Annotated in this window: 21 protein-coding genes, 1 tRNA gene and 3 pseudogenes; 10 read left to right on the forward strand and 15 right to left on the reverse strand. The window is 68.0% G+C overall.

Annotated elements, in window-relative coordinates; genetic code table 11:
- Nucleotides 1–14: 14 nt before the first annotated feature.
- Nucleotides 15–851, reverse strand: a complete 837-nt coding sequence (locus E3O18_RS07475; protein ID WP_134395599.1) for a DUF3097 domain-containing protein — start codon at nucleotides 849–851, stop codon at nucleotides 15–17.
- 126 nt (nucleotides 852–977) lie between these two features.
- On the opposite strand from E3O18_RS07475, the gene E3O18_RS07480 reads away from it, so the two are divergent.
- Together E3O18_RS07480 and E3O18_RS16075 are read left to right on the forward strand one after the other, a co-directional pair.
- Complete coding sequence (locus E3O18_RS07480; protein ID WP_134395541.1) at nucleotides 978–1,691, forward strand: SOS response-associated peptidase; 714 nt, start codon at nucleotides 978–980, stop codon at nucleotides 1,689–1,691.
- Nucleotides 1,692–1,760: 69 nt separating this feature from the next.
- The gene (locus E3O18_RS16075; RefSeq protein WP_158250294.1) at nucleotides 1,761–1,925 is read left to right on the forward strand and encodes a hypothetical protein; all 165 of its coding nucleotides are present in this window, start codon (nucleotides 1,761–1,763) and stop codon (nucleotides 1,923–1,925) included.
- Between the two features lie 231 nt (nucleotides 1,926–2,156).
- On the opposite strand, the gene E3O18_RS07490 is transcribed toward E3O18_RS16075, so the two are convergent.
- Nucleotides 2,157–2,753: a DUF1345 domain-containing protein gene (locus E3O18_RS07490; RefSeq protein ID WP_241976586.1), complete on the reverse strand. Its 597-nt coding sequence runs from the start codon at nucleotides 2,751–2,753 to the stop codon at nucleotides 2,157–2,159.
- A gap of 196 nt (nucleotides 2,754–2,949) precedes the next feature.
- Here E3O18_RS07490 and E3O18_RS07495 point away from each other — a divergent pair, with 196 nt between their 5' ends.
- The gene (locus E3O18_RS07495; RefSeq protein ID WP_134395544.1) at nucleotides 2,950–3,885 is read left to right on the forward strand and encodes a DnaJ domain-containing protein; all 936 of its coding nucleotides are present in this window, start codon (nucleotides 2,950–2,952) and stop codon (nucleotides 3,883–3,885) included.
- On the opposite strand, the gene E3O18_RS07500 is transcribed toward E3O18_RS07495, so the two are convergent.
- Nucleotides 3,872–4,780: a hypothetical protein gene (locus tag E3O18_RS07500; protein WP_347232338.1), complete on the reverse strand. Its 909-nt coding sequence runs from the start codon at nucleotides 4,778–4,780 to the stop codon at nucleotides 3,872–3,874. The genes E3O18_RS07495 and E3O18_RS07500 overlap by 14 nt on opposite strands.
- A 280-nt stretch (nucleotides 4,781–5,060) precedes the next feature.
- On the opposite strand from E3O18_RS07500, the gene E3O18_RS07505 reads away from it, so the two are divergent.
- Complete coding sequence (locus tag E3O18_RS07505; RefSeq protein WP_134395545.1) at nucleotides 5,061–5,423, forward strand: hypothetical protein; 363 nt, start codon at nucleotides 5,061–5,063, stop codon at nucleotides 5,421–5,423.
- A gap of 348 nt (nucleotides 5,424–5,771) precedes the next feature.
- Nucleotides 5,772–8,000 carry an MMPL family transporter gene (locus E3O18_RS07510; RefSeq protein ID WP_134417816.1) on the forward strand — a complete coding sequence of 743 codons (2,229 nt, stop codon included), beginning with the start codon at nucleotides 5,772–5,774 and terminating at the stop codon, nucleotides 7,998–8,000.
- 8 nt (nucleotides 8,001–8,008) lie between these two features.
- On the opposite strand, the gene E3O18_RS07515 is transcribed toward E3O18_RS07510, so the two are convergent.
- The 11 genes and pseudogenes from E3O18_RS07515 to E3O18_RS07555 all read right to left on the reverse strand — a co-directional run bounded on the left by E3O18_RS07515 (nucleotide 8,009) and on the right by E3O18_RS07555 (nucleotide 17,992).
- A complete protein-coding gene (locus E3O18_RS07515; protein ID WP_134395547.1) occupies nucleotides 8,009–9,151 on the reverse strand; it encodes an XdhC/CoxI family protein in 1,143 nt (380 codons plus the stop codon).
- A gap of 34 nt (nucleotides 9,152–9,185) precedes the next feature.
- Nucleotides 9,186–9,923 carry an SRPBCC family protein gene (locus E3O18_RS07520; protein ID WP_134395548.1) on the reverse strand — a complete coding sequence of 246 codons (738 nt, stop codon included), beginning with the start codon at nucleotides 9,921–9,923 and terminating at the stop codon, nucleotides 9,186–9,188.
- On the reverse strand, nucleotides 9,923–10,789 hold the full coding sequence (locus tag E3O18_RS07525; protein ID WP_241978142.1) for a VWA domain-containing protein: 867 nt from the start codon (nucleotides 10,787–10,789) through the stop codon (nucleotides 9,923–9,925). The genes E3O18_RS07520 and E3O18_RS07525 overlap by 1 nt, the downstream gene beginning before the upstream one ends.
- Nucleotides 10,720–12,117 (reverse strand): MoxR family ATPase, encoded by a 1,398-nt coding sequence (locus E3O18_RS16535; protein WP_241978143.1) that lies wholly within the window; start codon nucleotides 12,115–12,117, stop codon nucleotides 10,720–10,722. The genes E3O18_RS07525 and E3O18_RS16535 overlap by 70 nt, the downstream gene beginning before the upstream one ends.
- Nucleotides 12,114–12,332: a hypothetical protein gene (locus tag E3O18_RS16540; protein ID WP_241978146.1), complete on the reverse strand. Its 219-nt coding sequence runs from the start codon at nucleotides 12,330–12,332 to the stop codon at nucleotides 12,114–12,116. Before E3O18_RS16540 ends, E3O18_RS16535 begins: the two co-directional genes overlap by 4 nt.
- Before the next feature lie 54 nt (nucleotides 12,333–12,386).
- Nucleotides 12,387–12,608: pseudogene (locus E3O18_RS16850) on the reverse strand (hypothetical protein); the annotation flags it as partial.
- Nucleotides 12,506–15,640, reverse strand: a pseudogene (locus tag E3O18_RS07540) (aerobic carbon-monoxide dehydrogenase large subunit); the annotation flags it as partial. The pseudogenes E3O18_RS07540 and E3O18_RS16850, both read right to left, overlap by 103 nt.
- Nucleotides 15,637–16,143: a (2Fe-2S)-binding protein gene (locus tag E3O18_RS07545; protein ID WP_134395551.1), complete on the reverse strand. Its 507-nt coding sequence runs from the start codon at nucleotides 16,141–16,143 to the stop codon at nucleotides 15,637–15,639. The pseudogene E3O18_RS07540 and the gene E3O18_RS07545, both read right to left, overlap by 4 nt.
- 4 nt (nucleotides 16,144–16,147) lie before the next feature.
- Nucleotides 16,148–16,756 carry an FAD binding domain-containing protein gene (locus tag E3O18_RS07550; protein ID WP_241976589.1) on the reverse strand — a complete coding sequence of 203 codons (609 nt, stop codon included), beginning with the start codon at nucleotides 16,754–16,756 and terminating at the stop codon, nucleotides 16,148–16,150.
- An 82-nt stretch (nucleotides 16,757–16,838) separates the two neighbouring features.
- Nucleotides 16,839–17,072, reverse strand: a pseudogene (locus E3O18_RS16550) (FAD binding domain-containing protein); the annotation flags it as partial.
- A 233-nt stretch (nucleotides 17,073–17,305) separates the two neighbouring features.
- On the reverse strand, nucleotides 17,306–17,992 hold the full coding sequence (locus E3O18_RS07555; protein WP_134395552.1) for a TetR/AcrR family transcriptional regulator: 687 nt from the start codon (nucleotides 17,990–17,992) through the stop codon (nucleotides 17,306–17,308).
- 74 nt (nucleotides 17,993–18,066) lie between these two features.
- Here E3O18_RS07555 and E3O18_RS07560 point away from each other — a divergent pair, with 74 nt between their 5' ends.
- The 4 genes from E3O18_RS07560 to E3O18_RS07575 all read left to right on the forward strand — a co-directional run bounded on the left by E3O18_RS07560 (nucleotide 18,067) and on the right by E3O18_RS07575 (nucleotide 21,255).
- Nucleotides 18,067–19,059 carry a nitrilase-related carbon-nitrogen hydrolase gene (locus tag E3O18_RS07560; RefSeq protein WP_134395553.1) on the forward strand — a complete coding sequence of 331 codons (993 nt, stop codon included), beginning with the start codon at nucleotides 18,067–18,069 and terminating at the stop codon, nucleotides 19,057–19,059.
- Nucleotides 19,056–20,081, forward strand: a complete 1,026-nt coding sequence (locus E3O18_RS07565) for an agmatine deiminase family protein (protein WP_134395554.1) — start codon at nucleotides 19,056–19,058, stop codon at nucleotides 20,079–20,081. Before E3O18_RS07560 ends, E3O18_RS07565 begins: the two co-directional genes overlap by 4 nt.
- A gap of 134 nt (nucleotides 20,082–20,215) precedes the next feature.
- The gene (locus E3O18_RS07570; protein WP_104102105.1) at nucleotides 20,216–20,716 is read left to right on the forward strand and encodes a CarD family transcriptional regulator; all 501 of its coding nucleotides are present in this window, start codon (nucleotides 20,216–20,218) and stop codon (nucleotides 20,714–20,716) included.
- A 230-nt stretch (nucleotides 20,717–20,946) separates the two neighbouring features.
- Nucleotides 20,947–21,255 carry a hypothetical protein gene (locus E3O18_RS07575; protein WP_104102102.1) on the forward strand — a complete coding sequence of 103 codons (309 nt, stop codon included), beginning with the start codon at nucleotides 20,947–20,949 and terminating at the stop codon, nucleotides 21,253–21,255.
- Between the two features lie 503 nt (nucleotides 21,256–21,758).
- On the opposite strand, the gene E3O18_RS07580 is transcribed toward E3O18_RS07575, so the two are convergent.
- Nucleotides 21,759–21,841, reverse strand: a tRNA-Leu gene (locus E3O18_RS07580).
- Nucleotides 21,842–21,957: 116 nt separating this feature from the next.
- On the opposite strand from E3O18_RS07580, the gene E3O18_RS07585 reads away from it, so the two are divergent.
- Nucleotides 21,958–23,283 (forward strand): M20/M25/M40 family metallo-hydrolase, encoded by a 1,326-nt coding sequence (locus E3O18_RS07585; RefSeq protein WP_134395555.1) that lies wholly within the window; start codon nucleotides 21,958–21,960, stop codon nucleotides 23,281–23,283.
- Nucleotides 23,284–23,285 lie beyond the last annotated feature (2 nt).

Raw genomic sequence — 23,285 nt, forward strand, 5'->3', positions numbered from 1 at the left:
GGGCGCACCCTGCACTACTCGGTCGTGACGAAGTCGATCAGTTGTTCCACCCGGCCCAGCAGTTCCGGCTCCAGATCGGCGAATGTGCGCACCCGTCCCAGGATCCGTTGCCAGGCCCGGGCGATATCGGCCTGGTCCTCGTGAGGCCAGCCGAGGGCCTCGCAGATCCCGTGCTTCCATTCGATGCTGCGCGGAATCGCGGGCCACGTCGTGATTCCCACGCGGTTCGGCTTCACGGACTGCCAGACGTCGATATATGGATGCCCGACCACGAGCACATTCCGGCCGTGCGGTCCGCGCGCCACGGCGTCGGCGATCCGGCTTTCCTTCGATCCGGGCACCAGGTGGTCGACCAACACCCCGACCCGCCGGGTGGGTCCCGGGCGGAACTCTCGCAGGAGCTCCTCGAGGTTGTCGACGCCCTCGATGTACTCGACGACGACCCCCTCGAGCCGTAGATCGGCTCCCCAGACCTTCTCCACAAGCTCGGCGTCGTGCCGGCCCTCGACGAAGATGCGGCTTGCTCGGGCCACCCGCGCCGGGGCATCCCGCACGGCCATCGATCCCGAGGCGGTACGGGCGCGGCCCTGCGGCGCCGCCCTGACCGGGACGACGAGCACCACCGGGTCGCCGTCAATCAAGAATCCGCCGCCGAGCGGAAACAGGCGTAGTTGACCGTGGCGGTCCTCCAGGGTGACGATCTTCTTCTCGATCCGCACCACGGCACCGCAGAAACCGGTCGCGACCTCCTCGACGACCAGGTCGGGCGTGGCTTCCCGCGGCGGGATGACCTTCCGGCCAGCGTCCCGCCAGCCGGGGGAGAGTACATCCGCACTGTACCGATCCTGCATATTCCGCTCGTCCATCGACGCTTCCTCGCTCCTACGCCTCGCCGACGCCGGAATCGACGCTAGCGGATGCCGGCACGGTCTGCGCTCTCAGACCGGGGTGTCGGCGTCCGGTAGTAACCTGTCCCCATGTGCGGTCGATTCATCATCACGGACACGGCGTCCGATCTCGCCGCGATGTTCGACGTCGAGCACGAGGGCGAGAACCTGCCGGAACCGTCGTGGAACATCAAACCCACCGAAAAGATCCCGATCGTGCTCGAGTCAGCCAAGGCCGGGCCGGTCGTGCGCCGGCTCGAGGGCGCGCGCTGGTCCCTGGTCCCCTCATTCGCGACCGAGCTGCAGTCGTCCTTCGCCACCTTCAACGCCCGTGCCGAAACGGCGGCGGAGAAGCCCACCTTCAAGAGTTCGGTCGCGTCCCGGCGCGCGCTGGTCCCGGCCACCGGCTACTACGAGTGGCACACGGACGGCACCGTGAAGACTCCGTACTTCATCCACTCAGACGACGGTCTTCCACTGGCCTTCGCCGGCCTCTACTCCTGGTGGCGCAATCCGGCCCTGGCCGACGACGACCCGGCCCGGTGGGTCCTGTCCGCGACGATTCTCACCCAGGACGCCGAGGGTCCCCTGGCCGCCCTCCACAACCGGATGCCCGTGATTCTGGCGGAAGAGTGGTGGGATCAGTGGCTTGACCCCCATACTCCGGGTGACCAGGCGCTGGTCGACGCCGCGGTGGCCGCCTCGCGGGAGGCCGTCGAGAGCCTGAGCTACCACGAGGTCGCCCCGGTGCGTGGTGACGGTCCGGAACTCATCGAGCCCGTCGGGGCGCCGTCGCCGGTCTGACGCTCGACCGGGTACGCTCGACTCATCGGCCCGGCGTTTAGTGCGGGCATCGCTCGAAAGGACCGCACCATGAACGCCGTCGCCTTCACCGTCGCAATGGCCATCTTCGTCTTCGGTCTCTGGCTGTTCGGGTTCGCGTTCGAGGTGACGGCCTGGCAGTTGCCGATCTTCCTCAGCGGCATCCTCTGCGTTTCGCTGGCCGTGGCCATCCCGGTGCAGATCCTCCGCGACTAGGTCGCAGCCCCCGGCACCGCGTCGGCTCGATCGCGGAGGCCCTCCGGCCCCGAAGTGTCGAAGGAGCCGTCATCGCGCACGAACGAGGGTTCGCGCTCGAGGGAGGTTGCGACCCGGATGGCCGGCTCCCCCGACGGGCTGACCGTGGACAGCGACGGTGGCGTGTGGGTGGCCGTCGACAGTGGGAGTGCCGTGCGCTCGGTCCGGGAGTGCGCCGGCTGACGGGCCGCGTCAGCGCAACAGGCCGGCCACCAGGTTGATCAGGGTAGCCAGAATGAACGAGCCGAACAGGTACGAGAGCAGGCTGTGACGCAGCGCCGTCATCCGAATTGCGTGCGTTTGCAGACTGGTGTCTGAGACTTGGAACGTCATCCCGATCGTGAAGGCCAGGTAGGCGAAATCCCCGTAACTCGGTGGCACCGCCTGGTTAAAATCCACCCCGCCGTCGCGCCCGGAGTAGTAGAGCGAGGCATAGCGGAGCGTGAACAGGGTGTGCACCAGAATCCAGGAGAGTCCGACGCTGAGCACCGCCGCCGCCGCCAGGATTCCCGGTGCGGCGACCGAGGTGGTGTCGGTCCCCACCAGTAGGAACACCAGAGCGCCGAGGCTGCCGAGGCTGCTGAGAACAATCAGGATGTCCGCGGCACCTCGGGACGAATCCTCCCGGGTGGCATGGCTGGCTGTGTTCTGGACGTCCATGGGGCCGATGGTGATCCACACCCAGGTGACATACGTCACGCAGGCGGCCGCCCAGCCCGCGATCGGAGCCAGGGTCCAGCTCCCGTACACCCCGGCCAGAACGGCCACGACGACACCCGCCGCCAACATGCCGATAAGTCGGGTACTCGAGCGGTGGAGGCGTTGGCCGTGCGTCGTCATATGCTGATCGTGCCATGAAGTCGGGTCTCTGCGGGCCGAGGCCCTGGGAGCATCCGGTGTTATGCCAGCCAGGGTCGGTAGTGTGAGGGAACGATTGGCTGGCTGTTCCATTGCCGGCCGCACTAACGCTGAAAGAGAACGCTGGATGTCAGATAGCCCGGCCGCGGCGTCGCCCTACGAGGTACTCGGCGTCAGCCCGTCGGCGAGTGACGACGAACTTCGTCGTGCCTACCGTCGCCTGCTGCGCCACACGCATCCGGATGTCGGCGGAGACGCCGCCGCCTTCCACCTCGTTCAGATCGCGTGGGAGCGGGTGGGAACCCCGGAGGGGCGCGCCGACTATGACCGCCGCCGATACCCGGACGCGGTCCCCGACCCGGAGCGCCCCGCCTACGCCTCCGGAGCCGGCCGTGCGCAGGCCACGCAGGCCGGGCCGCGCGCGCGCATGTACGGCCATCCGGGTGGCGAGGCGCGCCAGCGTTACCTCGAACTCCTCCGGGAATGGGCCGGGCGCGGAACCTCCATCGATGACCCGTATGCCCCGACGCTGATCCGTTCGGCGCCGCGGGAGATCCGGCATTGGCTGGCGAAGGCACTGGCCGAGGAATCAACGGCGCAACTCGTCTCCGCCCTCGGGATCGGCTTCACGGCCTGGCATGATGTGGCGGCCGGCACGCAGGGCGGCAAGGTCGATCACGTCGTGCTCGGCCCGGCGGGACTGTTCGCGGTCCTGTCCGAGGACTGGGGCGGGCCGGTGCAGCTTCGGCGCGGGGAGCTCGTCGGTGACGCCCTTGGCCCCGATGCTCGTCCGATTGAAGACGTCGAGGGCGTCGTGCGGGCTCTGGCGAAGTCGGTCCGGGTGAGGTTCACCGCTGTGCTGATCGTGCTGCCCGACGAGGCCCTGGCCGACCCTCTGACGGTCCCCGGCCGTGGCCGGCGCCCGACCGTGATCACGCTGCCGAGGTCACGGCTGATCGGGGTGCTGCGCAGCGGGCTGCCCGGAATGGACCGCGGCAGCTTTGAAAAGGTGTTCGAGTTGCGGAGCCGCCTGCAGGACGGCATCCGCTTCAGTTCGGTGTAACCGCTTCGCGCAGGCCCAGCTTGTCGACCCAGTACCGGAGGAATTCTGCGCCGGCCGCGTCGTGGATCAGGGACCCCTCGACGATTACGGGGTAGGGGCGTTCGAGGATGCCGTCGGACGGCCGCACATCCACATGCGAGACGTCATAGCCGGCGGCATGCAGGTGGTCGGCCATCAGGTAGTCGCTGCGCGAGTCGCCGACCGAGCGCCAGACCCGGGGGAGTGTTCCCGATTCGGAGAAAAAGGCCAGCGCCCGCTCCGCGCCACGGTCCTTGTCCAGGGTGACCGACTCGATGTCGGTCGAGATGATCGTCGGGTCGATCCGGAATCCCACGCTACCGGCCTGGTCCGGAACGACTCGATCACCGAAACGGATGCCCAGCCCGAGTTCAACCATCACCCCGAATGCGGCCTCGTTGAATTCCACCGCGGCGGCCTGGTACCGGCCGTGGTCGGCATCCGTGCGCTGCTCGACCGAGACCATCGCCTGCTTGGTCTCGTCGAAGAACATCGTGTCGCTGAACCGGTCGGCGACGAGGTTGCGCAGCCGATCGACGGCGGCGGCCGGCAGGGCCACGCTGTCATCGACGACGATCTCGCCCATCCCCGCGGCCGTGATCGGAAACCAGACGGCTCCCTTCTCGCAGACCCCGTACATCCGCATCGACTCGGGCAATCCGGCTGCACGGAGCGGTGCGACAACCTGCTCGCGGATGAACGTCGACGACCGCCCGGTGATGAATGCGATCGGAACGTTGGCTCCGGCCAGGCTGATCAGATCCGTGATGATGCTCGGTGTGGCGATGGTCCGGGACACCGGACTGGCGATCGGCCCGTCCACGTCGAGCAGCAGGCCGAGGGGGGAGGAGGTATCGCGCATACCCCAGTGTTTCACGGGCGTGCCCCTTCGACCGTCACCTTCCCGTTGGTGGTCGCCGCGGTGATGGAGCGGCGGAAGGAGGGGGCACTCGGGACCGGCCCGCTGTCACTCTCGCCATTGGTCGTGCCGGCGTCCACCCGGCAGGTCACCCCGTCCGCCGGCAGCCCCACCGTGATCGCACCGTTGGTGCTCCGGTCCTCGGCCGACGTCGGCGGGTCGAGAAAGTCGAGTTTGACGCAGGGAGCGCCGTAAGCGACGAGGCTACCCGGCCCGGGAACGCCTATCCTTGATCGAGATGATTACCCGACGAATGGCCGCCCTACGCCTGGATATCCCGATCGAAATGGCGCAGCGCCACGAACTGCCCTCCCGGATGTCGGAGGCTGAACTGGCCGAGATCGAGCGCAACCCGCCGGCGTGGCTCGCGCAGTCTCGGGCCAACCGCACCGGTAAGAAACCGGTCTGGGTGGAACTTCGTTGCGATGTCTGCGGGTTCTCCGAAGCCGCGCGTCCCAAGAAGTGGTGGCCCGCCTTCACCTATCTGACCTGTGACTACCACGGATCCGAGGAACTCCCAGAAGCCGCCGCCGGCCTCAGTCGCACCGAGGTCGACGGCATCGGCAACGCATTCATCGGCATCGTCGACGAGGCACCCTAGGTGAGTGTGAGTCCTCGTCGTATCCGGTCTCGAACCAATTCGACGGAGATTTTGGGTCAAACTCCCGTTTTTTAGCCCACAGGCGCTGTTTTGAGCAGAATCTCCGTCGAATTCGTTCGGGATGAAGTTGTCGCAGAGCCCCGGACTCGACCGACAAGGATCTTGCGGCGCACGTTCGTCCCAAGTGGCAGCGATCAGGCCAACCCGGATTATACCCCCATGGGTATCCGGGGCATGACTCCGAGCGTACACCTCGCGCGGTGTGTCCCGGCACCCGACAGGTGTCGGTCCGCCGGCGCCGGGTGGAGTAATTTGGCGGTAGCCGCCTGAGACCGGAGGACTTCTGCCATGCTGCGCACACTGGGCGTTTTCATCGCCCGTCACCGGTTCACCTCTCTGCTGGTGTGGGCGCTCACGATCGCCGCGTGCGTGGCGACGGCACTGATCGGGGTGACGGGGGAGAACCTCTTCCAGCGGCTCGCCAGCGCCGGCCCCACCGTTGAAGGCGAGGCCAGCCAGGCCGCCGATCTGCTGCAGGGAACCGAGGGCGCGGACACGGAGTCTCTCTCTCTGCTGATCCACGACGTCGACCTGTCCTCCCCGGACCTGGGCTTGATCCTCACCGCGGCCACGACCGATTTGTTGGAAGTCGACGGGGTAACCGAGGTCATCAACCCGCTCGCCATCCCACCGCTCCCTGACGGCTCGCCGAACCCGGCTGCGATGCCTCTCCTGGCACCCGACGGCACCGGACTGTTGCTGAACGCCCAGATGGTGGCACCAGGCGGTGACATCAGTGAGGACCTGCTGGGCGAGGTGGAAGAACGGCTCGGCGTGGCGGCCGACGAGGTCCGGCAGCTGGAGCCGGACGCGACCGTGGAAGTCGGCGGAACCCCGCTCCTGGTGGAATCCCTGGTGGCGGTCGCCGAGGCCGACCTGCAGAAGGGCGAGCTGATCGCGTTGCCGATCGCCCTCCTCGTGATGCTGATCATCTTCGGTGGATTCCTGGCGGCCGGCATCCCGCTGATCGGGGCGCTGGCCTCGATCGCCGGCGCTCTCGGGGCCCTCTTCGGCTTCAGCTACCTGATGGAGATCGACACCACGGTGCTCAACGTCATCACCGTGATCGGGCTGGGGCTCTCCATCGACTACGGGCTCCTGATCGTCAGCCGGTTCCGCGAGGAGTTCCGGGCACTCGTGGAACGGGCCGGCGACAGCGAGACGCGTACGGAACGTCACGAGCTGATGCTGCAGGCGGTGGGCATCACGGCGGACACGGCCGGCCGCACGGTGCTCTACTCCGGTCTGACCTTCGCCATCGCCACGGTGGGCCTGCTGGTCTTCGAACCGGCGATCATCCGTGCCATCGCCATCGGCGCGGTATCCGTGGTGCTGATCGCCATCCTGACGGCGCTCGTTCTTGTTCCGGCTCTGCTCGGGTACTTCGGCGACCGGCTGCTGACGCCGGGCCTGCTGACCCGCATCCCCGGCCTCGGTCCCCTCCTGACCCGTTTCGGCGACGTCGCCCCCCGGGAGGGCGTCTTCTCCCGGCTGACCCGCCGCGTGCAACGGGCGCCCGCACTCGTGGCGCTCGGCGGCATCGCCGTGCTCCTCCTGCTCGGCAGCCCCGCGCTGAACATCAACGTGTCCAGCGGCGGCGCCGACGCCATCCCGAAGGCCTCGACCCAGTACGGGTTCGTCACGGCGTTGAACGACCACTTCCCCGTCGCCACGGCCCCGCTGGTGCAGCTTGTCTCGGACACCGCTGAGGCGTCCGCCGCGGCCTGGGCCGCGGAGGTGGCGACGCTGCCGAACGTCACCGGCACGACACCACCGGCCCTGGTGAACGGACATTGGGTGTCGCGCGTCGGCGTCGACCAGAACGAGGGCCCGGCCGTTGTGCGGCAGATCCGGGACGACCGGCCCGACTTCGACCACTGGGTCGGTGGCACGGATGCCGCGTCGGTCGACTATGTCGACTCACTGGTCGCCGGCGCGCCCTGGGCTGCCCTGATCATCGCCGGGGCCACGTTCCTGCTGCTCTTCCTGATGACCGGTTCCGTGGTCATCCCGCTCACCGCCCTCGTGATCAGCGTCATCTCGCTCGGCGCCTCCGTGGGCATCCTGGTCTGGGGTTTCCAGGAGGGAAATCTCGGAGGCCTGCTCGATTTCGATGCCGATACGATCGCCGGGGTGGACCCTCTGGTCCTGACCCTCGTGCTCACCTTCGGCTTCGGTCTGGCCATGGACTACGAGATGTTCCTGCTCGCCCGGATCAAGGAGCACTCCGAGGCGGGTGAGGCCACGCGGCTCGCGATCGAGACGGGTCTGCAGAGCTCGGGCCGGATCATCTCCTCCGCGGCCCTGATCATCGTGATCGTGTTCGCCGGGTTCGCGACCGGCAATCTGCTGCAGATGAAACAGATCGGCGTCGCCCTCGCCGTGGCCGTGCTGCTGGACGCGACCCTCGTGCGCACCATCGTGGTTCCCGCGGTGATGACCTCGCTCGAGAAGTGCCTCTGGTGGGCGCCGAAGTGGTTGCATCCGATCTACGCCCGCTTCGGGATGCGGGAGTAGGGCGGCGGCTACACCGAGGCCTGCTCGTCGAGGTCGTCGTGGTGGATCCGGTCGGCCAGGTTGCCCAGCGGATCTCCGGTGCCGCCCCACTGCTCGGCGATGATCTCCGCGGCGATGGACACGGCCGTCTCTTCCGGGGTTCGGGAGCCGAGATCCAGCCCGATGGGGCTGTGCAATCTCGTCAGCTCCGCCTCGTCCACACCTGCCTCGCGGAGCCTGGCCAGTCGGTCCTCGTGAGTGCGCCGAGACCCCATCGCACCGATGTAGGCGAACGGGCCGCGGGTCAGGGCCACCTTGAGGAGCGGCACGTCGAATTTCGGGTCGTGGGTGAGCACGCAGACGACGGTGCGCTCATCCACGAGCCCGGCCGCGACCTGCTCGGCCAGGTAGCGGTGCGGCCAGCCGACGATGACCTCGTCGGCCTCCGGGAACCGGGCCGGCGTGGCGAAGACCTCGCGGGCATCGCAGACGGTGACATGGTAGCCGAGGAAGGAAGCCAGCCGGGCCAGGGCGGCCGCGAAATCGATGGCGCCGAACACCAGCATCCGTGGGCGCGGGGCGTAGCTGTTGACGAAGACCCGCATGCCCTCACCGCGTCGCTCACCGTCGGGACCGTAGGTGAGGGTGCTGTTGCGACCGGCGGCCAGCAGCCCGCGGGCATCGTCACCGATGGCCCGGTTCGCCCGTTCGGAGCCCAGATCGCCGTCGAAGCCGTGCGGCCGGATGATCAGGTGTCGGCCCAGACGGCTGGGATCGGGGTGCTCGATCACGGTCGCGACCCCCACCGGAGCTGATCCGGTGATGTCCTGCTCCACAGCGGACAGCTCCGGGAAGCTCACCTGGCTGACGGGCTCCACGAAGACGTCGAGGATGCCGCCGCAGGTCAGACCAACGGAGAAGGCGTCGTCGTCGCTGATGCCGTAGCGCACCAGCACCGGCCGCCCGTCATCGATCACCTGGGTCGCGAGGTCGTAGACGGCACTTTCGACACAGCCCCCGGAGACTGAGCCGACCACCTCCCCGTCGGCGGTGACCAGCATCGACGCGCCGGCCGACCGGGGGGCGGACTGGAAGGTGCGCACGACGGTGGCCAGGCCGGCAATGCCGCCGGCCTGCCATCCCGTCAGCAGCGGATTCAGAACCTCACGCACAGGTGGTGACCCTTCCGGTTTCGCTCATTCGAGTCTACCGACCGCCGGCGCGGCGGCCGATCCGATAGGCGACAAACGCCACCGCGGCGATCACGCCGAGCAGCCTGGGCAGGCTGCTGAGCTGATCCATCACGATGCCCTTGGCCAGATCGAGGGCGTTCAGGCTGGTCTCGGCGCCCGGCCGCGGCGCTCGGGAGGCAGGCGCCGTCGTGAGGGGCCCGGCCGGCGGTGCGGCGGGCAGAGCCGTCGCGGTTCCCGACCCACCGACGGTGTCGGCGGTCTGCCCGGTTGTAACCCCCGCAGCAGGCACCGCCGGATCCGGAGCCGGAGCCGTGACCATGGCCTGCAGGTTCTCGGCGAAGAGGGCCATCATCTGGTCCGTGACGCTGCCGATGATGCTGCGCCCCATCGCGGCCACCTTGCCGGAGAGCGCCACATCGGCACTGACCGTGCCCTGAGTCTCGCCGTCCGCCTCGACGAGCGTGAGGGTGGCCGTACCCTGCGCCGTGCCTTGACCGCGGGTCTCCTGAGCACGCCCCTCGAACACGGCGCGGTGCGCGGTCGCATCGCGTTCGAGAACGGTCATCTGACCTCTGTACTGCATGGTCACCGGACCCAGTTTCACTTTCATTCCGACCTGATAGGCGTCATCCGAAAGCTTGTTCAGCACCTGTGCCCCCGGAACGCAGCCGGCGACACGCTCGAAGTCCATCAGAGTCTTCCACACCTCGTCGATCGGTGCGACGACGGAGAACGTGCTGTTGATGTCCATTATCGGGTCCTCGTATTCTCGTGTGGGTCCGAACGGTCGGCGCGAATCGCCGCCGCCACTTCTGCCAGGGCCGCATAGCTGTGCCCGCTGACGAACGCGTCGACAAAGGGCAACGCGGCCGCCATTCCGCCCACCACCGGCTGGTAGTCCAAAGCGACCTTCCTGGGGTTGACCCAGATGATGCGGTAGGCCAAGCGCCGCAGGCGGGCCATTTGGGCGTGCACCGATTCCGGGTCGTCCAGCGCCCACCCGTCCGAGATGATCACGACGACGGCCCCGCGGGCGAGGCCACGTCGACCCCAGGCATCCGTGAAATGGCGGATGCTCTCTGCCAGCCTGGTGCCGCCCGCCCAGTCCTGGGTGCTGGCGGCAGCCCGTGCCAGAGCCTGGTCCGGGTCGCGCACCGCGAGCTGACGGGTCAGCCGGGTCAATCCGGTCGAGAAGATGAAGGCTTCGGCCTCGGCCCCCGCGACCGCGCCCTGCAGGAGCGACAGGTACACCCGCGTGTACGGCTCCATCGACCCGGACACATCGCACAGCAGGATCAAACGGCGCAGTCGCGCGCGCCGTCGCCGGTAGACCAGGCGCACCGGCTCCCCGCCGGTGTGCTGCGCCGCCCTGACCGTGCGGCGCAGGTCCAGCTTTGGGGTGGTCCGGGAGCTCTTCCGGGTGCGGCTGCTAACGCGTTCCGGCGTGGCGAGGGCGATCCGGGGCACCAGGCGACGCATCTGGGCGACCTCGTCCGGAGCTAAGTCGGTGAAAGACATCTGGTGCAGGCGCTCTTCGTCCGCCGCCGTCACCAGGATCGTTTCCCGCTCCGGCGCATCCGTGTCAGTGTCCCCGGAATCGTCCCCGCCCGGAGCCATGCCCGGCGCCTGAGGCAGCGGCGCCTGGTCCGCCGCGATCGCCGGCCGCTGTTGGGTCGCGGTCGGCCGGGTGCGTGGTTCGGAGCCGATTGACGGCGGAGCGTTCTGGTCACCGCGGAAGTCGGCCGGGTCGAGGGTGCCGGCGAACACGGCGTCGAATACCGCGTCGAACACGGGTACCTGTTCCCGGGCGGAGACCAGAACCACCCGGCACGTCCCGTACAGCGGCTCTCGCTCGTGCGGCGGAACCAGCCGGAGGGCCTCCGCCAGTCGAGCGGATCGGTCCGGGGAACTCGGGACGCCCGCTCGGCGCAGCGCCGTGCTGAACCCGACCGCCAGTGCGGCCGCTTCGACGTGGGAACGGCCCGCCCCGACGTGATCAATGCTCCGGAGGCCCAGTGACCCCCGGTCAGCCATGATCGCCCACCAGCCACACGGCGCCTGCCGACCGCCAGGTCAAGGTCGTCGCGGTTCTTCAGAATCGACCCGCAGGTCTGATCCACGCGGCCGGGGTCGAGTTTGTCGACGCCGAGCACGGTCAGCGCCGAGACCCAGTCGATGGCCTCGGCGACGCCGGGCGGCTTCGCGAGGTCCAGCGAGCGCAGCCGCGTGATGGCCGACGCCGCCTGCAGTGCGATCTGTGCGCCGCTCTCCGGCACCCTGCAGCGCACGATCTCCGCGATCCGCTGCGGCGTCGGGTAGTCGATCCAGTGGTACAGGCAGCGCCGGGTCAGGGCGTCGTGCAGGTCGCGGGTGCGGTTGGACGTCAGGATCACGATCGGTGGATGCGTAGCCCGCACCGTGCCCAGCTCCGGGATCGTTACGGCCGCCTCGGCCAGCAGCTCGAAGGTGAACGCCTCGAATTCGGCATCCGCCCGGTCGATCTCATCGAGGAGAAGCACCGCCGGCCGCGGACCCTGGTGCTCGATCGCCTGCAGCAGGGGGCGGCGCAGCAGGTATTCCGGGCCGAACAGCTCCGTCTCGGCCAGGCTGGCCTGGCGGGCCTCGGCCAGCCTGATCCCCAGCAGTTGGCGCGGATAGTTCCACTCGTAGAGGGCCTCGCCCGAGTCAATGCCCTCATAGCACTGGAGCCGGAACAGGGGAGTGTCGAGCACCCGGGCCAGCGCCTTGGCTGCCTCGGTCTTGCCGACCCCCGGCTCACCCTCCAGCAGGATGGGTTGCGGCAGGCGCACCGCCAGGAATAGAGCCGTGGCGAGGCCCTCGTCGGCCAGGTAGTCGACCTCGTCCAGTGCGCCCAGCAGGGCGGGCACGTCCGGGATCATTCGGCGAACGTCGTCTTCCGCTCCCGTGCGGGCGGCGCCGGTCACCGTAACTTCCTTAATGCGGCGAGCGCCCGCTCGTAGTCCACCTCGGTAGCGATGTCCGGGGGCATCGGGCCCGCCACGACGACCTCGCACACCTCGGCGGCACGCTGCTCGAGGAGCCTCCAGAACGCCTTGTCGCCGTGGAGCCGGGCCAGGTCCGGCATTACCGTCCGGTCGACGGCGAACGGATGCCCCACGCCGTCGTCGTAGCGGCACACGGCGATCTGGTGGAGCCCGCAGGCCCGTGCCGTCCTGAGGACGGCGTCCAGGAGGACCCCGTCGCCGTAAGGCAGGAGCTGCCTAGGTCGGCCCAGGCGGCGCGAGGCCCCGGCGGCCAGGACCAACCCCGCGATGCGCGGCTCAGGAGGCGACGACATATTTGCTCCGGATCGGCGAGGAAGCTGCGCCGGCAGGACTCCGAGCAGAAGTAGAGGGTTTTCCCGTCGCGCGGGACCCGCGGCGCCGCGTCCCCGATGGCGACGGACATGCCGCATACCGGGTCAACCGCAACCGCAACCGCAACCGCAACCTCAACCGCAACCTCAACCGGGCCAGTGGCGGTCGTCGCCGCCGCAGGCCGCTTGGCCCTCTCGGCGACGAGCTGCGCCAGGATGGACAGCGCGATCTCGGCGGGGGAGCGGGCGCCCAACTGCAGTCCGGCCGGACTGTGCACGTGCGCACGCTGTTCCTCCGAAACGTTGAGGGAGGCCAGCACGACTGCCCCCCGGGCGTGGCTGGCGACGAGAGCGATATAGGGCACCTCGGCTCTCAGGGCGACCTCCAGGGCAGGCTCTTCGTCACGCCCGTGCGAGGCCACGATCAGCGCCGCGTCGTCCGACCGAGGCGTCGCGTCTGCTCCCACCGTGAGGTGCATGTCAAGACCGAGCGGGCCACCCATCGCCACCAGGGCGTGCGCCACCGGCGTCATTCCGACGACCAATATCCGGGGTGCCGGCACGGACGGCTCGAGGAAGATCTCGATGGCCCCGCCGCTGAGGCACGGGTTGGACACCTGCACGGCTCCCTCCTCACGGACATGGGATCGCTCGCCCGCCACAACGCGCAGTAGGAGAGGCTCGTGGGAGGCCAGGCTCTTCAGACCGTATTCCCGCACCGACGCCTGAACGCAGGCGCCGCCGACAAATCCCTCCAGAGTGCCGTCCGCCAGCAGCAGACCGGTGTCCCCGGCCTGGGCGCTTGTCGGATGTTGGGCACGCACCACTGCGGCGCGCACGAACGGTTCCCGGTTTCCGGGCGGCGACCCCACGGTGGCGGACTCGCCGATACCCTTCGCTCCGATCGGGTGGTGCGGCGATGGGGTCACGGTGAACCCGGTTTCCCAATCCGGCACCTCCAGGGCCGTGGGGATGAGGTAGTCCATGAAGGTGCCGCCGAGGTTGTTGCCCTCTTTGTCGAACTCAATGAACTGCATCAGGACCATACCGACCCCATCGGTAAGACCACCGTGCACCTGCCCCTCGATGATCATCGGGTTGATCCGGGTGCCGCAGTCGTCAACGGCGATGAACCGGCGCACCTTGACGTGGCCGGTACCGGGGTCGACGTCGACCACGCAGATGTAGGCGCCGAAGGGGAAGGTCAGGTTTGGGGGATCGTAGGTGACCTCGGCATCCAGGTTGCCGTCGATCCCTTCCGGCAGGGTGACGGTTCCGTGCGCGCCCATCGCGATTTCCGCCATGGTCTTGCCGATGCTCGGGTCGCCCTTGACGAACCAGCGTCCCTTCTCCCACTCGAGGTCCTCGGGCCGGGTTTCGAGCATGGCGGCGGCGATGAACTTCGCCTTCTCCCGCACCTTGCGGGCGACGAGGGCCACGGCGGCGCCGCTGACCGGGGTCGACCTGCTGCCGTAGGTGCCCAGGCCGAAGGGGGTCTGGTCGGTATCGCCGTGCACGACGTCGATGTCTTCCGGCGGGATGCCGATCTCTTCGGCCACGATCTGGGCGAAGGTCGTCTCATGGCCCTGCCCCTGGCTCTGCACGGAGATCCGCACGACGGCCTTGCCGGTGGGATGGATTCGCAGCTCGGCGCCGTCCGCCATGCCCAAGCCGACGATGTCCATGTGCTTGCCCGGCCCGGCACCCACGGTCTCGGTGAAGAACGAGATTCCGATCCCCATCAACTCGCCGCGAGCGCGCTTCTCCTGCTGTTCGCGCCGAAGGTCGTCGTAGCCGGCCATCTGCATCGACTTGCGCAGCGCCTGCTCGTAGTTGCCGGAGTCGTACTCCCACCCGGTCTTGTTCTTGTACGGGAACTGTTCGGGCTTGATCAGGTTCTTCAGCCGCAGTTCCGCGGGGTCCATCTCCAGCTTCCGGGCCAGCATGTCCACAAGCCGTTCGACCAGGTAGACCGCCTCGGTGACACGGAAGGAACAGGCGTAGGCGACTCCGCCCGGAGCCTTGTTGGTGTACACGCCGGTCACCTTGCAGTGCGCGGCCTGCAGGTCGTATCCTCCGGTGAAGATGTGGAAGAATCCGGCCGGGTACTTCGAGGGTTGCGCCGTGGCATTGAAGGCGCCGTGGTCCGCGAGCACGGTCGACCGCACCGCGAGGATCTTGCCGTCCTTCGTGGCGGCGATTTCGCCCTGCAAGATGTAGTCGCGGGCAAAGGAGGTGCTCATCAGGTTCTCGGAGCGGTCCTCCATCCACTTCACCGGCCGCCCGGTGACGATCGACCCGACAACGGCGAGGATGTAGCCCGGGTAGATGCCAACCTTGTTGCCGAAGCCGCCGCCGATGTCGGGGGAGACGATGCGGATCTTGTGTTCAGGGATGCCCGAGACGATCGCGAACAGGGTTCGGTGCGCGTGCGGGGCCTGACTGGTCTCATACAGAGTCAGCGCGCCCTCGATCGGCTCATAGTCGGCGACGGCCCCGCAGGTCTCCATCGGTGCCGGATGCACGCGAGGATAGACCATCTCCTGGGACACGACGACGTCCGCCGAGGCGAACACCGCCTCGGTCTCGGCCGCGTTGCCGGCCTCCCAGTCGAAGATGTGATTGTCGGTGCGGCCCTCGATGTCGTCTCGGATGACCGGGGTACCGGGGTTCAGCGCCGTGCGTACGTCGATGACCGGCGGCAGCACGTCGTAGTCGACCTCGATGAGTTCGAGTGCGTCGCGCGCGGCGTAGCGGTCCTCGGCGATCACGAAAGCGACTTCCTGCCCCTGGAAACGCACCTTGTCGGTGGCGAGCACCGCCTGCACGTCGGCGGAGAGGGTCGGAGCCCAGGCGAGCTTGAGGCCGAGCAGGTCCTGGCCGGTGATCACGGCCACGACACCCGGGTGGGCCAGCGCAGCGCTCGTGTCGATCGACACCAGCCGGGCGTGCGCCACGGTGGAGCGCAGAATGGCGCCGTGCAACATCCCGGGCAGCACGATGTCATCAACGTAGTGCCCCTTGCCCCGCACGAAGCGGGGGTCCTCCTTGCGCTGGATACGGCCGTAGCCGATCGGGCGGTTGTCGTCTCCGGCCGCCGGGTTCGCGGCCCGCTCCTCGATGATGGTCATGCCGTTACCTCTTCTTCCGCGGTCTCGTCCAACCCGTCCTGCGCCGTGGGATCGGCCGCGGCCCACTGCACCGAGCGCACGATCGTCGCGTAGCCGGTGCACCGGCACATCTGGCCGAAGATCGCCTCGCGGGTTTCGCCCTCGTCCGGATGCGGGTTGTGGTCCAGCAGGGCCCGCGCGGTGAGCATCATCCCAGGCGTGCAGAACCCGCACTGGAGGCCGTGCTCCTCCATGAACCCCTGCTGCACGGGATCGAGCGTGGCCCCGGTGGCGAGCCCCTCGACCGTGGTCACGGAGTGGCCGTCGGCCATCGCCGCGAGCACCGTGCAGGATTTTACCGGCTGGCCGTCCATGAGCACGACGCAGGTTCCGCAGTTGGAGGTGTCGCATCCCCAGTGCGTGCCGGTCAGCCGCAGCGGGTCGCGAATAAAGTGAACAAGCAACACCCTCGGTTCGATCTCTTCGGTGATGTCGGTGCCGTTGATGGTCACGCTGATCTGCATGGACTTAGCCTTCCTGTGCTTCGCCGGCGCGAGCGGCCGCGCGGCGCAGCACCCGGCGGGTGAGTTCGTCGGCAAGGTGCCGCTTGTAGTCGATGGGGCCCCGCTGGTCGGTGACCGGGTCGCTCGCCAACGCGGCGAGCCGCCCGGCCTCCACGAACAGGTCTTCCCGCGGATGCTGGCCGCGCAACATGTCCTCGGCCTCGGCGACCGTGCCGGCCACACCGACGGCGGTGAGGCCGATGGTGACGTCGTCCATCGTTCCGTCGATGGCCAGGGAGATCGCCGCTCCCGCCGCCACGACCGCCCAGTCACCGAACCGCCGTTCAACCTTCTCGTAGGCACTTCCCGAGCGTGCACGGATCGGGAAGCGCGCCTCGACGAGGAGTTCGTTGTGCGCCACGGCGGTCTCGTAAGCACCACGGTGGAAGTCGTGCATGCTGAGTACGCGCTCGCCGCCGGGCCCGCGCACGACCGCTTCCGCCCGCAGAACCTTGCAGACCGTGGAGAGATCTTCGGCCGGGTCGGCCTGGCAGAGCGACCCGCCGATCGTGCCACGGTTGCGCACGGTCGGATCCGCAATCACGCGCTCCGCGTCGGCGACGATCGGAAACAAGCGGGAAATCTCGGGGGGACGCCAGCAGTGTCGCGTGACGGGTCATGGCGCCGACCCGCAGCGTGTTGCCGTCGCGCAGCACAAAGTCCAGTTCGAAGAGCTCGTTGATGTCGATCAGCCACTCGGGTCTGGCCAGACGGAGTTTCATCATCGGCAGAAGACTGTGCCCGCCCGCGATGACCCGGGACTCCGGACCGTGGTGCTCGAGTAGGGTGATCGCATGGTCGACCGTGCTGGCGCGCACATAGTCGAAGGACGCTGGAATCTGCACAGGGGCCTCCACCTCGAAAAGGTACCCGGCAACAGCGACAGGCACGGAATTGTGTCACATAGCGCTACGGGGCCGCCGGGTTGTCAACGCGAATCGGGACGGCTCCGGGCCGCCGGAGAGTCGGCCGCCGGAAACGACCGTCCCGCAGCGGAGTACGTCGAGGGTTCAGTGGCGGTCCCGCAACGAAAAAGGCCCCGGCGACGAATCGCCGGGGCCTCATGCACTGTCTCAACCAGCGCTCGTCCGTGCACAGCAGAACCGTGACCGGAAGTCTGTCTCTAGCATACAGGCACGGTAATCGATGCCGGGGGAGGGTCAGGTTCGGGTCGGCGGCCGGAGTCGTCTCCGGGCCCGAGGGCCCCGGAGCGCAGCCCCAGCTCGTGTTCGGCGACGGTGCGCACGAGACCGCGCAGCCGCTGCGCTTGGCCGTAGCGCACGATGGCGTGCGCGTTCAGCCCGTCGATGATCGCCAAAAGCTGCCAGGCGACGGCGTCCGGGTCGATCGCCCGGAATTCACCGCGCGCGCAGCCGGTGTTCAGCAGGACGGCCAGGAACGCCTGCCAGGCGTCCATCTGAACGCCCACCTCCACGGCGAGCGCAGGGTGGCGTCGGCCGAGGCTCCAGGCATCGAGCCAGACCGCGGTCACGGTGCTACGTGCGGGTCCGAGCAGAGTGTCGATCAGCGTCTGCAGGGCCGCCACGGATGTCTCGCAGGGCGCCAGCTCCTCCGCCACCTCGCCGATCTCGGCGGCCACGATCGCCCCGAAAGTAGAGGCCACCAGGGAGTCCATGCTCGGCTGGTAGTGACTGACCAGGGCCGGGGTCACCCCGATCCGGGAGGCGACCGCACGCAGTGTGAGGGCCGACAATCCCTCGTCAAGGGCGATCTCCCGGGCGGCGCGAGCGATTTCCGCCGCCCGCTCGATCGGTGCTTTGCGCCGCGATGCACTCGGATCGGTTGACATGAAACCTGAGTCTATATATCTTTAGCCAACGGTTATTGATCAAGTGATCAATTATTCCACAGGGAGGTCACGTCATGCTCTTGATCAACGCGCCCGGCATCGCCGAACCGCTGACCCGCACGTCGGACGAGGCCGGGCCGCCGCTCCGGGTCGGGCTCGTGCAGCACCGCTGGCACGTCGACGAAAACGCGCTGCGCGCGGAGCTGGCCGAGGGCATCCGTCTGGCCTCCGAGCAGGGTGCCCGCGTCGCCTTCCTGCCCGAGCTGACGCTGCGCAAATACCCCGGCAACGCACGGGCACAGGGTGTGCCGAAGCTAACGGCCGAGGACCTGCTGACCGGACCGACCTTCGCCTTCGCGGCTGAGCAGGCCGAAGTGCACGGCATCGTCGTGCACGCCTCCCTCTACGAGAGACCGGACGCAGAGGATGCACCGGAGGACCCGCGCGGTTACAACACGGCCATCCTGGTCTCGCCGACCGGTCGGCTGCTCGGTCGCACGCGGAAACTGCACATCCCGGTCACCGAGGGCTACTACGAAGACACCTGGTTCCGACCGGGCCCAGCCGAGGACGCGTATCCCGTCTATGCGCCCGAGGAACTGGGCGGTGCCCGGATCGGGCTGCCCACCTGCTGGGACGAATGGTTCCCCGAGGTGTCGCGGCTGTACGGCCTCGGCGGCGCCCAGCTGCTGGTCTATCCCACGGCGATCGGCTCGGAGCCCGGCTTCCCGACGTTCGACACCCAGCCCCTCTGGCGGCAGGTGATCGTGGCCAACGGGATCACCAGCGGCCTCTTCATGGTGGTGCCCAATCGTCACGGCGACGAGGGCGACCTGACCTTTTACGGCTCCTCTTTCATTTCTGACCCCTACGGTCGTGTGCTCGTGCAGGCTCCCCGTAACGAGTCCGCGGTGCTGGTTGCCGACCTCGACCTGGCACAACGGGAGGAGTGGCTCACGCTGTTTCCCTTCCTGGCCACACGACGGCCGGACAGCTATGCGGGGCTGACCACGCCGGTCGACCCGGCTCATCCGTTCGGTGCGATGGCGACGTCGGGGGAGTCGTGACCTGGCTGATGCCGGCGGAGACGGCGCCGCAGGACCGGGTCTGGATGGCATTCCCGGTGGACGGCTACACGCTCGGCACGGATGCGCATTCCGCCGACGAGGCGCGCGGAACCTGGACCGCGGTTGCCCACGCGGTCCTCGAATTCGAACCCGTCACCATGGTCGTCGACCCGGCCGAGGTGGCGACCGCTCGGCGGTACCTCTCCGCGGAGATCGAAATCATCGAGGCACCACTTGACGACGCCTGGATGCGCGACATCGGCCCGACCTTCGTGCTGGGCGATGACGGGCAGCTGGGGGCGGTGGACTGGGCATTCAACGGTTGGGGTGCCCAGGACTGGGCGCGCTGGGGCAAAGACGCGGAGGTAGGCAGGCTCGTCACCGCCGCCTCTGGCGCGAGTGTGATCTCCTCGGTGTTCGTGAACGAGGGCGGCGGCATTCACGTCGACGGCGCGGGAACGGTGCTGGCCACCCAGACCGTTCAACTGGATCCGGGTCGGAACCCCTACGTAGACCGAGCGAGGATCGAGGCCGAGTTCGCCCGCACCCTCGGGGCCACCCGCCTGGTCTGGCTGCCGCGCGGCCTGACCCGGGACCAGCAGCGCTACGGAACCCGCGGCCACGTCGATATGGTGGCCACCCTCCCGTCGCCCGGAACGATGTTGATGCACGCGCAAAACGACCCGGCCCATCCGGACTATGCAGTGACCAGGCAGCTCCGCGCCGTGCTCGCCGAGGAGACGGATGCCGCGGGCCGGCCGTTCACCATCGTCGACCTGCCGGCACCGGCCGCACTCACGGACGAGGACGGCTTCGTGGACTACAACTACGTCAATCACCTCGTCGTCAACGGCGGCGTGATCGCCTGCGGCTTCGGCGAGGAACGGGCCGACCAGGTCGCCCGGGAGATCCTGGCCGCGGCTTATCCGGGCCGAACGGTCGTGTCGGTCGAGGCGCGGCCGTTGTTCGCGCGCGGCGGCGGCATCCACTGCATCACCCAGCAGCAGCCATCGGCCGGCTAGTACGCCGCGCCGCGCTTGCTGTCGCAAGGTGAACGTTCAGGGGACTGTGGCACGATTGACAGGTTGGCCACCGGGAATTCGGCTAGTCGGCGCCACCGGGACGCCGCATGCAGCACGATCTGAATCGAGTCAGTTTGAAGTTCATCGTTGGGGAAACCCTCGTCTATCCGCACCACGGTGCGGTCACCCTTACCGAGCTCTCCACCATAACCCTGAAGGGCGTCGCCCAGCCGGCGATGACGCTGCGCGTGCATTCGTCGCAGCTCACCATCCAACTTCCCATCGCGAACGCGGGGCTTGTCGGAGTGCGTGACGTCATCGATGCCGCTGGGCTGGAAGAGGTCTACAAGGTTCTGCGCGAGCCGTTCACGGAGGAAGCAACGAACTGGAGCCGCCGGTTCAAAGCGAATCAAGAAAAGATGGCGAGTGACAGCGTGACGCGCGTCGCCGAAGTCGTCAGGGACCTGTGGCGCCGCGAGCAGGACGGCGGCGTGTCCGCCGGAGAGAAGCGGATGCTCGCCAAATCCCGTCAACTCCTGGAGTCTGAGCTGGCGCTGGCACTCGGCACATCGCCGGAAGACACCGTCCTGGCTTTGGACGAGGTTCTCTCCGGGGCCCTCACCGAAGCGGTCTAGCACCGCTTGGCGGTTCGACGCCCACGCGAGCCACCGCCACGACGACGTGTCGGATGCGGATCTTGGCCTGCCTGGGGGGAACGAGCGGTTCACGCCGTCATGGATGGCTTTCCGCATGTGTCTTCCGCCCGTTGTCCAGATAGCCGCCGAGGAGTATCTTCCGCAGAGGTGGGGCGGGACGCTGGCTCACCCGATGCCAGGCGGGTCGTCCCTTGTTGAGAGGATTACTCATGAAACGCATGGTCCTGGGGTGCGTTGTCGCACTCGGACTTGTTTTCGTCGGCGCCACTTCGGCTCAGGCTGGCGAGACCAGTGGCAATGGCAGTCCGGTCCCGGGCGCAACGAACGCGAGTTCGGCGTGCGCCTATTCGGGCCGGGACCTCCCCGATGCTGAGGAGAACCAGCCGCCCCAATTCAACGACGATTTCGTCACGGACGGGCGCGTGCAGAGCTACGGGCGGTTCGTCAGCCACGGCTTCAAGGATCTGGTACCCAGCCCGGGCGAAGCCTGCCGCGGCAACGTGACGTTTGAGGAATAGGCTGCCAAGCCGCGACCTCGGGCAACTGCGAGCACAGCCCCGACGATCTTCCCTCGGTCGCTGACCTCTGGTCGCGACGCGGCCGGTCAGGGGATGATCATGATCGTGAGGGCTTCGCGGTTGCCCCTGTCACGGTTGGCGACGGGGACTGTGTCGAGGTTCACCGTGCGGTCGAGGACCCTCCGGGAGTGACGGTCCCGTCGAGGATCGCCGGCATGAGGTGTGCACTGTGGGCGCGCACGGGAGAGGGGCCGATGACCGCATGACAGATGGTGGCATCAACCAGTTCTCCAGTAGCGATCGCCTGCGGGAAAAGCGGGCGGCGCCGAGCATGTCGGCGGTGAGGCTGCCGCCGGCGGACGTCCGATACGGGGCGATGGCGAGGAGACTACGTTCAAGCCGGAGACACGTTCGACCATAAAAAAAATAGGCCGCGCAACCAGTATCGATTGTCGCGACCTATTTCCATGTGACGAGTCGGAAGGATCCGAATCTCATTTCTGTGCCCGAGGGGGGACTTGAACCCCCACGCCCATAAGGGCACTAGCACCTCAAGCTAGCGCGTCTGCCATTCCGCCACCCGGGCCGAGTGTTTCAGCGGCCGTTCCCGGCCGCCGAATAGATAATCTAGCACGGATTTCGAGGCCCTCCAGCCGCGCCCACCGTCGCCGGGCGGCGGCGAGGCCCGGTAGCGTGACACGCATGCTTTCCTCTGCTGACAACACACCGGCCGACGCTGCACTGGACCTCACGGCCACGATCGCTCGCGACCTCATCCGTTTCGACACGACCAACTATGGCGAGGGCCGTTCGAACGGCGAAACGGATGCCGCCGAGTACGTCGAGGCGAACCTGCGGTCTCTCGGCCTCGCCCCGCAGCTGTTCGATTCAGAACCGGGCCGCACGAGTGTCGTCGTGCGCGTTCCGGGTCGCGACAGCAGCCGCGGAGCGCTGGTGGTCCACGGCCACCTCGACGTCGTTCCCGCTGACCCGGAGGCCTGGTCGGTGGACCCGTTCGCCGGCGTGATCAAGGACGGCCTCCTGTGGGGTCGCGGAGCCGTTGACATGAAGAACATGGACGCCATGATGCTCGCGGCGCTCCAGAACATCCTCGGCTCCGGCCAGGAACCGGCTCGTGAACTCATCGTGGCGTTCTTCGCCGACGAGGAGGCCGGGGGAGTGCTCGGCTCGCACTACCTCGTCGACACCCGCCCGGAGCTCTTCCAGGGCGCCACCGAGGCCATCAGCGAGGTCGGGGGCTACTCAATCACGCTCGGCGGTCAGCGTGCCTACCTGCTCCAGACGGGTGAGAAGGCGCTGATCTGGATCAAGCTTGTGGCGCGGGGCGAGGCGGCCCACGGGTCCCGGCTGATCCAGAGCAACGCCGTGACCCGGCTCGCCGAGGCTGTCGCCAAGGTCGGCCGGCGTGAGTGGCCGATCCGCCTGACCGAGACCACCACCCAGCTGTTGGCGGAGCTGGCACGGGTGCTCGACGTCGACCCCCAACGTGTCGGTCCCGACGAGCTGGCCCTCGCCACTGGCACGGCATCGGGCTTCATCCAAGCGAGCCTGCGCACCACGACCAATCCCACCGTTCTGCACGCCGGGTACAAGCACAACGTCATCCCGGACCGGGCGGAGGCGCTCATCGACATCCGCACCCTGCCCGGAGACGAGGATTCCGTACTCGCCGAAGTGGCAGCGCTGGTCGGCCCCGACATCGAGATCGTGATCATGCACCGCGACATCGGTCTCGAAACAGAATTCGGCGGGCCCCTCGTCGACGCGGTCGTCGAGACTCTCGGCCGACACGATCCGGGCGCTCCCGTGCTGCCCTACCTGCTCTCCGCCGGCACGGACAACAAGGCCCTCAGTACTCTCGGGATCAAGGGTTACGGTTTCGCCCCGCTCAAGCTCCCCGCCGACCTCGATTTCCCGGCGATGTTCCACGGGGTCGACGAACGGGTGCCTCTCGACGCGTTAGTGTTTGGCAGGCAGGTCCTGACCGACCTGCTCTCGAACTATTGATC

Source organism: Cryobacterium sp. TMT2-42-4, from assembly GCF_004402645.1.
GTDB lineage: Bacteria > Actinomycetota > Actinomycetes > Actinomycetales > Microbacteriaceae > Cryobacterium > Cryobacterium sandaracinum.

What these genes read in the sequence shown, in the direction of transcription:
- E3O18_RS07560 (WP_134395553.1), top strand. Translation starts at nt 18,067, where the DNA reads ATGCTCTTGATCAACGCGCCCGGCATCGCCGAACCGCTGACCCGCACG.
- E3O18_RS07575 (WP_104102102.1), top strand. Translation starts at nt 20,947, where the DNA reads ATGAAACGCATGGTCCTGGGGTGCGTTGTCGCACTCGGACTTGTTTTC.
- E3O18_RS07585 (WP_134395555.1), top strand. Translation starts at nt 21,958, where the DNA reads ATGCTTTCCTCTGCTGACAACACACCGGCCGACGCTGCACTGGACCTC.
- E3O18_RS07525 (WP_241978142.1), bottom strand. Translation starts at nt 10,789, where the DNA reads ATGGCTCCGGGCGGGGACGATTCCGGGGACACTGACACGGATGCGCCG.
- E3O18_RS16075 (WP_158250294.1), top strand. Translation starts at nt 1,761, where the DNA reads ATGAACGCCGTCGCCTTCACCGTCGCAATGGCCATCTTCGTCTTCGGT.
- E3O18_RS07475 (WP_134395599.1), bottom strand. Translation starts at nt 851, where the DNA reads ATGCAGGATCGGTACAGTGCGGATGTACTCTCCCCCGGCTGGCGGGAC.
- E3O18_RS07490 (WP_241976586.1), bottom strand. Translation starts at nt 2,753, where the DNA reads ATGTTGGCGGCGGGTGTCGTCGTGGCCGTTCTGGCCGGGGTGTACGGG.
- E3O18_RS07545 (WP_134395551.1), bottom strand. Translation starts at nt 16,143, where the DNA reads ATGCAGATCAGCGTGACCATCAACGGCACCGACATCACCGAAGAGATC.
- E3O18_RS07510 (WP_134417816.1), top strand. Translation starts at nt 5,772, where the DNA reads ATGCTGCGCACACTGGGCGTTTTCATCGCCCGTCACCGGTTCACCTCT.
- E3O18_RS07495 (WP_134395544.1), top strand. Translation starts at nt 2,950, where the DNA reads ATGTCAGATAGCCCGGCCGCGGCGTCGCCCTACGAGGTACTCGGCGTC.
- E3O18_RS07520 (WP_134395548.1), bottom strand. Translation starts at nt 9,923, where the DNA reads ATGGACATCAACAGCACGTTCTCCGTCGTCGCACCGATCGACGAGGTG.
- E3O18_RS07505 (WP_134395545.1), top strand. Translation starts at nt 5,061, where the DNA reads ATGATTACCCGACGAATGGCCGCCCTACGCCTGGATATCCCGATCGAA.
- E3O18_RS07480 (WP_134395541.1), top strand. Translation starts at nt 978, where the DNA reads ATGTGCGGTCGATTCATCATCACGGACACGGCGTCCGATCTCGCCGCG.
- E3O18_RS07555 (WP_134395552.1), bottom strand. Translation starts at nt 17,992, where the DNA reads ATGTCAACCGATCCGAGTGCATCGCGGCGCAAAGCACCGATCGAGCGG.